The 9009-nt window shown below is 57.9% G+C and carries 5 protein-coding genes, 1 tRNA gene and 1 pseudogene; 5 read left to right on the top strand and 2 right to left on the bottom strand.

Going from position 1 to position 9009, the window contains the following annotated elements:
• Positions 1–155: 155 nt before the first annotated feature.
• Positions 156–230, bottom strand: a tRNA-Gln gene (locus GOW48_RS10545).
• A gap of 282 nt (positions 231–512) precedes the next feature.
• Between GOW48_RS10545 and GOW48_RS10540 the strand changes: the two are divergent.
• Positions 513–1421: pseudogene (locus GOW48_RS10540) on the top strand (haloalkane dehalogenase).
• A 17-nt stretch (positions 1422–1438) separates the two neighbouring features.
• Here the strand turns inward: GOW48_RS10540 and GOW48_RS10535 are convergent.
• A complete protein-coding gene (locus GOW48_RS10535; RefSeq protein WP_170753540.1) occupies positions 1439–1930 on the bottom strand; it encodes an SH3 domain-containing protein in 492 nt (163 codons plus the stop codon).
• Between the two features lie 168 nt (positions 1931–2098).
• Between GOW48_RS10535 and GOW48_RS10530 the strand changes: the two genes are divergently transcribed.
• The 4 genes from GOW48_RS10530 to GOW48_RS10515 all read left to right on the top strand — a co-directional run bounded on the left by GOW48_RS10530 (position 2099) and on the right by GOW48_RS10515 (position 8986).
• On the top strand, positions 2099–3085 hold the full coding sequence (locus GOW48_RS10530; RefSeq protein ID WP_170753538.1) for a 2-hydroxyacid dehydrogenase: 987 nt from the start codon (positions 2099–2101) through the stop codon (positions 3083–3085).
• Between the two features lie 43 nt (positions 3086–3128).
• Positions 3129–4922 carry a gamma-glutamyltransferase gene (gene ggt / locus GOW48_RS10525; protein WP_170753516.1) on the top strand — a complete coding sequence of 598 codons (1794 nt, stop codon included), beginning with the start codon at positions 3129–3131 and terminating at the stop codon, positions 4920–4922.
• Positions 4923–4946: 24 nt separating this feature from the next.
• A complete protein-coding gene (locus GOW48_RS10520) occupies positions 4947–6344 on the top strand; it encodes an FAD-binding oxidoreductase (protein WP_170753514.1) in 1398 nt (465 codons plus the stop codon).
• Between the two features lie 134 nt (positions 6345–6478).
• Complete coding sequence (locus GOW48_RS10515) at positions 6479–8986, top strand: GcvT family protein (protein WP_170724373.1); 2508 nt, start codon at positions 6479–6481, stop codon at positions 8984–8986.
• Positions 8987–9009: the final 23 nt, after the last annotated feature.

Here is a 9009-nt window from a genome sequence, read left to right as displayed (position 1 = left end):
TCGCGATCGACTATAACCCGTGGCATGGGCCTTCAACGACCTCTGAGGGCCCACCTTCGGCACCCGTAACACCCGAAACCACTGGGGCATAAACTGGGGCATTTCTCGGAGGGTTTAGCCCCAAGTGCCTGCTGTCGTTCCATGTTCTGAAGGACTGGCTGGGGTGGTAGGATTCGAACCTACGATACACGGTACCAAAAACCGCTGCCTTACCACTTGGCTACACCCCAACGGTGAGGCGCTATCTACGATTGTTGTCTGGGGGGTTCAAGTCCTTTCAGGCAAAAAATCAGCTCAGGTTAAAATATTTTTTCAAACCTGAGCAGCCGCCATACTGGGGCCTTCGGGACAGCATTAAAGGGATCGCTTTTTCAAGGATCGTAGCCCTCAAGCTCTAGAAGATCGCCGCAAAAACGGTGTGCTCGGAAACCGCTGCTAGGCATTGTGATATGACAGGCGACCTAAGTGCGTGCCATTCATTTAAATAGCCCATCATAAAAAATAGGTGAAAGATGAAATATCTGCGCACACCAGACGAACGTTTCCAAGATTTGTCGGACTACGATTTCACTCCGCATTATACACAGATCGACGACACTGAAGGCGGGTTTATGCGAATCCACCATGTCGACCAAGGATCGCAAGAGGCCGCGCCTGTCTTGATGATGCATGGTGAGCCAAGTTGGTCATACCTGTACCGACATATGATTAAGGGATTCGTTGCGCAGGGTCATCGGGCGATTGCACCGGATTTGATTGGCTTTGGGCGGTCGGACAAACCGACCTAGCGCGACGATTACACCTATGCGCGCCATGTGGCCTGGATGGGAGAATGGCTTCGCAAAACGGATCTACATAACATTACATTGTTCTGTCAGGACTGGGGCGGTTTGATCGGCCTGAGACTATGGGCAGAAATGCCGGACAGATTCGCACGTATTGTGGTTTCGAATACGGCTTTACCCACTGGTGATCAGCCAATGGGTGAGGCGTTCGAAAATTGGCGGACATTCAGTCAGACTGTCCCGGTTTTTCCGGCAGGTGGCATCCTTCAAGGCGGAACCGAGACGAGCTTGTCCGACGAGACATTGGCAGCCTATGACGCGCCGTTTCCCGATGAAAGCTGCAAAGCCGGAGCGCGCCAGTTCCCCATGCTTGTTCCCGCGTCACCGGACGATCCGGCCGCTGGACCTAACAGGCAGGCTTGGGAGGTGATACAGGGACTTAAAACTCCGGTTCTTACGGCCTTTGGCGCAGATGACAAAGTCATGGCAGGGATCGATCAGATATTCCAAAAACTGTGCCCCGGCGCTGCGGGACAACCGCATGTCGTGCTGCCCAAGGCAGGCCACTTTCTGCAAGAGGATGTTGGCACCGAACTGGTAAAGCTGACCTGCGATTTTATTGAACGGACGTCCTAGTTACCGGAGCAAGCCGATCATTCGCGAACTTCACCGGGGTCTACACCCCAAAGATTCGACTTGAGTGTCCAACCTTTGTAACCACCGGCTGAGATCCGACACCAGTCAATGGTGCAACTGCCCAGCCGGGCAACAACTCCGGCCTCGAACTGGGCGCTGACCGGTGAGTTCGGATCGGGGTTGGTGTATACGGGCAGCATTTCGGATTCGATCAAAACCGTCCGTACGCCGGACAACAAAGCATAGTGTACCCAGCCACCGGCTCCGTCGCGATCCTGAACCTTCCGCCAGTTTCCGAATTCGGCCGTCACCTGCAAAGGCATCCCACGCCGTTTGAAGACCCAGTCGATTCGATGTGTCAAAGACGGGCCGCGCCGTACATTTCCCTCGGCCGCCTTCATCGAGACGAAACGCGGCAGCGGCAGGTTTGTGACTTGGCCGCGGTTATCCTGTGCAGCTGCGCTTGACGCGCAAATTCCTATCAGGATCACGCTTATCAGCGCCGCTATTCGGCGTTTTGCGGGTAGAATACCACTCACTGACGGTCTGCTCTTGTGCCTGTTGATCTTGTTTCGAAAAAAGGTGGTTTCAATGCCCTTGGGGTTCTTGTGCCCCGCCTTTTCCTGCGCCACGATGCCATGGCGCGCGAAGTTTTGCAAAGCAGTGGGAGTGCACAGGTGCCAAGAGAACGTCTGAGTGTTGTCGTTACGCGACGGTTGCCCGAGGCGGTGGAAACGCGATTGAGCGAACTGTTCGATGTTCAGCTGCGTACAGACGATGCCCCCATGACCCGAGATGAGCTTGTCGCCGCGGTCAAAGAGGCAGATGTGCTGGTTCCCACCATCACCGATACAATCGACGGCGGGCTGCTGGGGCAGGCGGGTGAGAACCTGCGTCTGATCGCCAACTATGGTGCAGGGGTCGACAATATTGATGTGGCAACCGCCCGCCAGCGGGGCATTCTGGTGTCCAACACTCCGGGTGTGCTTACCGATGATACCGCTGATATGACCATGGCTCTGATTCTTGCCGTGACGCGTCGTATTCCCGAGGGGCTCTCGGTGATGCAAAAATCCGAATGGGATGGCTGGGCTCCTAATGCGTTGTTGGGCGGCAGAATCGGCGGGCGCCGTCTGGGCATCCTTGGTATGGGCCGGATCGGTCAGGCCGTAGCGCGGCGGGCCAGCGCCTTTGGGATGCAGGTGCACTACCATAACCGCCGCCGGCTACGGCCTGAAACGGAACACGAGCTTGAGGCAACCTATTGGGAAAGCCTTGACCAGATGGTTGCTAGGATGGATGTGATTTCTATCAACTGCCCGTCGACACCGTCCACTTTTCACCTGATGAACGCGCGGCGGCTGAAGCTGATGAAACCCTCGGCGGTGATCGTGAACACTTCGCGCGGCGAGGTGATCGATGAAAACGCTTTGACCCGGTTGATCCGCTCGGGCGAGATCGCCGGGGCCGGTCTGGATGTGTATGAGCACGGCACCGATGTGAACCCACGCCTGCGGCAATTGTCCAATGTCGTGTTGCTGCCTCATATGGGGTCCGCGACATTGGAAGGCCGGATTGAGATGGGCGAAAAGGTCATTGTCAATATCAAAACATTCGAAGACGGCCACCGCCCACCGGATCAGGTGGTTCCTGCCATGCTCTGACGCATCACGCAGGCTGGTTGCTTTTATTTTTTAGGAGGACACTATGAAACGAAGTCTGATTTCAGGATTGTTATTGTCCGTCATGGCCTTTGCTGGCCCGGCCATAGCGCAAGAAGCAGCCGACACCGTCGCACCCGAAGGTGGTTCGACCGGGCAGGTTCAGGGCCTGACCGAAGAGGTCATCGCCGCACTTGAAGCCAAGCTTGCGGGCGAGCCGGTCACTTCGGAAAACTGGATGGTCGCAGCAGCGAACCCGCTGGCAGTTGAAGCTGGGGCCAAGGTTCTGCGGGCCGGAGGATCAGCTGCCGATGCGATGGTTGCCGTTCAGGTTGTACTGGGTCTGGTTGAACCTCAGTCGTCGGGCCTTGGGGGCGGTGCGTTCCTGGTCTGGTATGATGCCGCAACCGGTAAGATGACCACGTTGGATGGCCGAGAAACGGCTCCGTTAGAGGCAAACCATCGTCTGTTTCAGGATGAAAATGGCGAGCCGCTCAAGTTCTTCGATGCTGTTGTCGGCGGCTTGTCTGTCGGAACACCAGGCACCCCGGCACTGTTGGAAGAAGCGCATCGCCGCTGGGGCCGCAGCCCATGGCCCAGCCTTTTTGCAGACGGGATCACACTGGCTGACGACGGATTCCTGGTTTCGCCCCGGTTGGCAAGCCTTGTTGAAAAGGACGCCGAGCGACTGTCACGTTTTCCGGTAACGGCCTCGTATTTCCTGCCGGATGGCAAGCCGCTTGAGCAGGGGCAGCGTCTGGTGAATCCGGACTATGCTGACACGCTGCGGGCGCTTGCCAGCGAAGGCTCGGCTGGCTTCTATGGCGGAGAGATCGCCGCCGGGATCGTTAGCACCGTTCGCGGGGCCGAAGGCAATCCCGGTGTATTGTCGGGTATCGATCTGGCGCTTTATCAGGTGATCGAACGCGAACCGGTCTGCGCGACCTATCGCGCCTACGAGGTCTGCGGCATGGGGCCGCCATCTTCCGGCGCGCTGACAGTTGGGCAGATCCTGGGCATGTTGGACGGGTATGGTCTGGCCGAGTACGGACCAGAAGATATCAATACCTGGCGTCTGATCGGAGATGCCTCGCGGCTGGCTTTCGCTGATCGCGGCCGCTACATGGCCGATCACGACTTTGTCCCGATGCCGACACAGGGGCTGGTCGACCCCGGCTATTTGTCCGAACGCGGAGAGCTTTTGAACACAGATGGTGCTTTGATCGACGCGAAACCGGGTAACCCGGCCTTCGATCATGCATCAAACTGGGCAGATGATGTGTCGATCGAGCTGCCATCGACATCGCATATCTCGATCGTGGATCAATACGGCAATGTCCTCTCGATGACCACGACCATTGAGAATGGGTTTGGATCCCGCCTCATGACCAACGGATTCCTGTTGAACAACGAATTGACTGATTTCTCGTTCAAGACCCACAAGGACGGTGTGCCAATTGCCAATCGGCTTGAACCCGGCAAGCGGCCCCGGTCGTCGATGAGCCCGACAATTGTAATGCAGGACGGTAAACCGGTTCTGGCCATCGGCTCGCCCGGAGGCAGCCGGATCATTGGCTATGTCGCCAAGTCGATCATCGCGTGGGCAGACTGGGATATGGATGTCCAGCAGGCCCTGTCCTTGCCGCATCTGGTCAACCGGTTCGGCACCTATGACGTGGAACAAGGCACTGCAGCCGAAGGGTTCACGGATGGTCTGACCGCGCTGGGATACGAGGTTAATCCACGCGACCTGACCTCGGGGTTGCACGCGATCGAGATCGGCGACGTTCTGATTGGTGGCGCGGATCCAAGACGTGAAGGCATTGCGCTGGGCGAATAACCCAGCGCCTCAACAAGGAGCAGCATGGTGCAGGCAGTTGCGTTGCCCCGGAATGAAAACGGGATACAAACGGTTGTCGGAATTCTGAAACAGAAATTCGGCGACCGGTTGCAAACCGGTAAGGCCATTCGAGAACAGCATGGCCACACGACGACCTGGATTGAAAACCAAAGCCCCGACGCCGTTGTTTTTCCGCATTCTACCGACGAAGTGGCCGAGATTGTCAAAGCCTGCGCCACACACAAGGTTCCGGTGATCGCGTTTGGCACCGGAACCTCGCTTGAGGGGCATGTGAATGCGCCTGCCGGAGGAATTTCGGTTGATCTGACACAGATGAACAAGGTGCTGGCCGTGAATGCCAGCGATCTGGACTGTGTCGTGCAACCCGGTGTCACGCGCGAAGATCTGAATAACCATCTGCGCGATCAGGGCCTGTTCTTTCCAATCGATCCCGGCGCGAATGCGTCGCTGGGTGGAATGGCGGCCACGCGCGCCTCGGGTACGAACGCGGTGCGCTACGGTACGATGAAGGATAATATCCTCAGCCTTGAGGCCGTGATGCCCGACGGGCAGATCATACGTACCGGCCACCGGGCCAAAAAATCCTCGGCCGGGTATGACTTAACCCGTTTGCTGATCGGCGCCGAAGGCACGCTGGGCATCATTACCGAGATCACGTTGCGACTGCAGGGCATCCCCGAGGCAATCTCTTCGGCGCGTTGTTCTTTTCCAACCGTCGATGCGGCCTGTCAGGCTGTGATGATGACCATTCAATACGGTGTGCCTGTTGCCCGCATAGAACTGCTGGACGAGATTTCGGTGCGCGCCGCCAATGCCTATTCCAATCTGGCCTTGCCGGAAACGCCGCTGCTGTTGCTTGAGTTTCACGGCTCGGAACACGGTGCCGTCGAACAAGCCGAGACCTTCGGTCAAATCGCTGAAGAGTTTCAGGGTACCGATTTTACTGCGACCACGACCACCGAAGAGCGGAACAAGCTGTGGCAGGCCCGGCACGATATGTATTGGGCAAGCCTGCAGCTTCGGCCGGGCGCGCGCGGAATCTCCACCGATGTCTGCGTTCCGATCTCGCGACTGGCCGAGTGCGTCACGGCCACGCAAGATAAGGCGCAAGAGCTGGGCTTGATGGCCCCCATGGTTGGGCATGTCGGAGACGGCAACTTTCATACCTTGTTGCTGATTGACATGGACAATGCCGATGAGGTCGCAAAAGCCGATGGTTTTGTGGGTTGGCTCAACGATCTTGCGATCTCGATGGAAGGCACCTGCACCGGAGAACATGGAATCGGTCAGGGCAAGCGTCCGTATCTGGTCAAAGAACTGGGTGAAGCCACTCGTTATATGGCTGCCATTAAGGCGGCGCTGGATCCCGACAACATCATGAACCCCGGCAAAATTCTGTAGCTGCTTCACTTCCATTTGAGTGAATGCGCCACCAAAGGTCGGTTTTGCCCTTTTTTGCGTCGGCTGGACTTCGCGCTGAGACGCAGGCTTGGGCATAAACCTTGCCAAACAGACTCAATCCGGAGAGCGGGCGAATGAAAACCCAAGTCAAAGCACTGGTTGTCGGCGGCGGTGCCGTCGGGACCTCGATTGCATACCACCTTGCCAAGGCAGGCTGGGACGATGTGATGCTGATCGAACGGGACGAGCTGACATCTGGTTCTACGTGGCACGCAGCGGGCTTGTTGCCACTGTTCAACATGTCCTATGCGACCACCCACATCCACAAATATTCGGTCGATTTCTACAAGACGCTTGAGGAAGAGACCGGCCTGAACGCGGGCTTTGCCGTGGTCGGCAACCTTCGCATGGCGCAGACTCAAGAGCGTATGGACGAATACATGCTCTATGCCTCGACCGCCGAGACCTGTGACGTGGCTTATGAATGGCTGACACCCGAGCAGATCAAGGAACGCTGGCCGCTGATCGAAACCTCGGACCTGAAGGGCGCGATCTATCACACCGAAGATGGCTATATTAACCCCGCAGACGTAACGCAGGCGATGGCCAAGGGTGCCCGTCAGCGCGGAGTTGATATCGTCCGAAAACTGCAGGCCGATGCTTTCCACTGGAACGGCACCCACTGGGAAGTCACCTGCACCAAGATGGTCGAAAAGGGCGGCAACCTTGTCGAAAGCGACGAGCAGGTGGTTATCACGGCCGAACATGTCGTGACCGCATCGGGTAACCACGCACAGCGCACCGCCAAGATGCTGGGCATCAAGATGCCTGCGATCCCGGTCGAGCACACGTTTATCGTCATGGACAAAGACCCCGAGCTGGTCAAATGGCGTGAAGCCGGTAACCCCGAACACCCTGTTGTTCGTGACGCTGACAACGAGTCCTATGCGCGAGAGGAACGTGGCGGCTGGATTTTGGGTATCTACGAACACGGTGCTCCCGCGCGCTTTGAACATGGCGTGCCCGACAGCTTCCGTGCTGACCTTTTCCCGCTGGATCTGGACCGGATCGCGGATCAGTACATGGCGATGGCTGAGCGTGTGCCGTCCTGCGCCGAATCCGGCCTGAAAGACGATTTTAACGGCCCGATCTGCTATACCCCCGACGGCAACCCGCTGGTTGGTCCGGCTCCGGGCCTGCGCAATATGTGGCTGGCCGAGGGCTTCTCGTTCGGGATCACTGCTGCAGGCGGCACCGGCTATTATCTGGCGCAGATGATGGTCGACGGCGAAGCCGAGATCGACATGGCCTCGCTGGACCCCAAGCGGTATTCGTCGAACTGGATGACCACCGAATTCGCGGCGCGCAAAAACGAAGAATGCTATGAGCACGTCTACATCCTGCACCACCCCGACGAAGAGCGTGAAGCCTGCCGTCCGCTGCGTACTGTTCCGGCCTATGACCGCCAGAAAGCGCGCGGTGCTCAGTTTGGCTGGGTCAACGGCTGGGAACGTCCGAACTATTTTGGCCCCGTCGATGCGCCGGATAACTTCGACAAAGAAAGCCGCAGCTTCCGTCGCGGTGGCTGGTGGAAACACGCCGTGGAAGAAGCCAAGGCGATCCGCGAAGGCGTGGGCCTGATCGACGCGTCGGCCTTCACCAAGCACGTCGTCAAAGGCCCCGGTGCGACTCAGTTCCTGGATTGGTTCACCTGCAACAAGCTGCCCAAGGTCGGTCGCATCAACCTGACCTACGCGCTGACCTCGCATGGGACCACCCGCACCGAATACACCATCGTTCGCAATGGCGAGAACAACTACTACATCGTCTCTGCCGGTGCCTGGACCGAGTATGACGCGGATTATCTGCGCAAGGCGGCCGAGGACAAGATGGAGGAGTTCGGTTACATCGAGATCCAGGACGTGACCACTCAGTGGGGCGTCTTCGCCATCGCCGGACCCAAGTCGCGTGACGTTCTGAAAGAGGTCATCAAAGACGCCGATCCGGAAACCGCATTGTCCAACAAACGCTTCCCGTGGCTGTCGGCCCGTCAGATCGAGCTGGGCATGTGCCCGGTCAACGCGATCCGCGTGGCCTACACCGGTGAGCTGGGTTGGGAATTGCACCACCCGATCGAGATGCAGAACTATCTGTTCGACCTGCTTGAAAAAGCCGGTGAGAAACACGGTATGAAGCTGGTCGGCGCCCGCGCCCAGAACTGGCTGCGTCAGGAGAAATCCTATCGCGCCTTCGGCACCGAGCTGGGTCGCGATGCAACCCCGCTGGAAGCCGATCTGCCGCGCTTTGTCGACCTGTCGAAAGACTTCTACGGCAAGGCCAAGCTGGAAGAGACCGGTGTGCGCGTGAAGTGCTGCACTTTGCTGATTGACGGGCCGGACGATGCGGACCCGTGGGGCCGCGAGGCGCTGTATACGCCGGAAGGTGAACGCGTCGGTCGTCTGACCTCGGGCGGTTATTCGGTCGCGTTCGAGAAATCCATCGGCATGGGCTATGTGAAACCTGAGCTGGCGGTCGAAGGCACCAAGCTGCAAGTCAAAATACAGGATAAACTGTGGGATGCGGTTGTGACCTGCGACAGCCCATATGATCCAAAGAACGAAACCATCCGAAAGGACGGTTGATACAGAGTATCAACTCGGGCGGC

The organism is Ruegeria lacuscaerulensis (genome assembly GCF_013033355.1).
Classification (GTDB): Bacteria; Pseudomonadota; Alphaproteobacteria; order Rhodobacterales; family Rhodobacteraceae; genus Ruegeria; species Ruegeria lacuscaerulensis_A.
The sequence above is the reverse complement of the archived record's forward strand: the minus strand, read 5'-3'. Positions and strand labels throughout refer to the sequence as shown.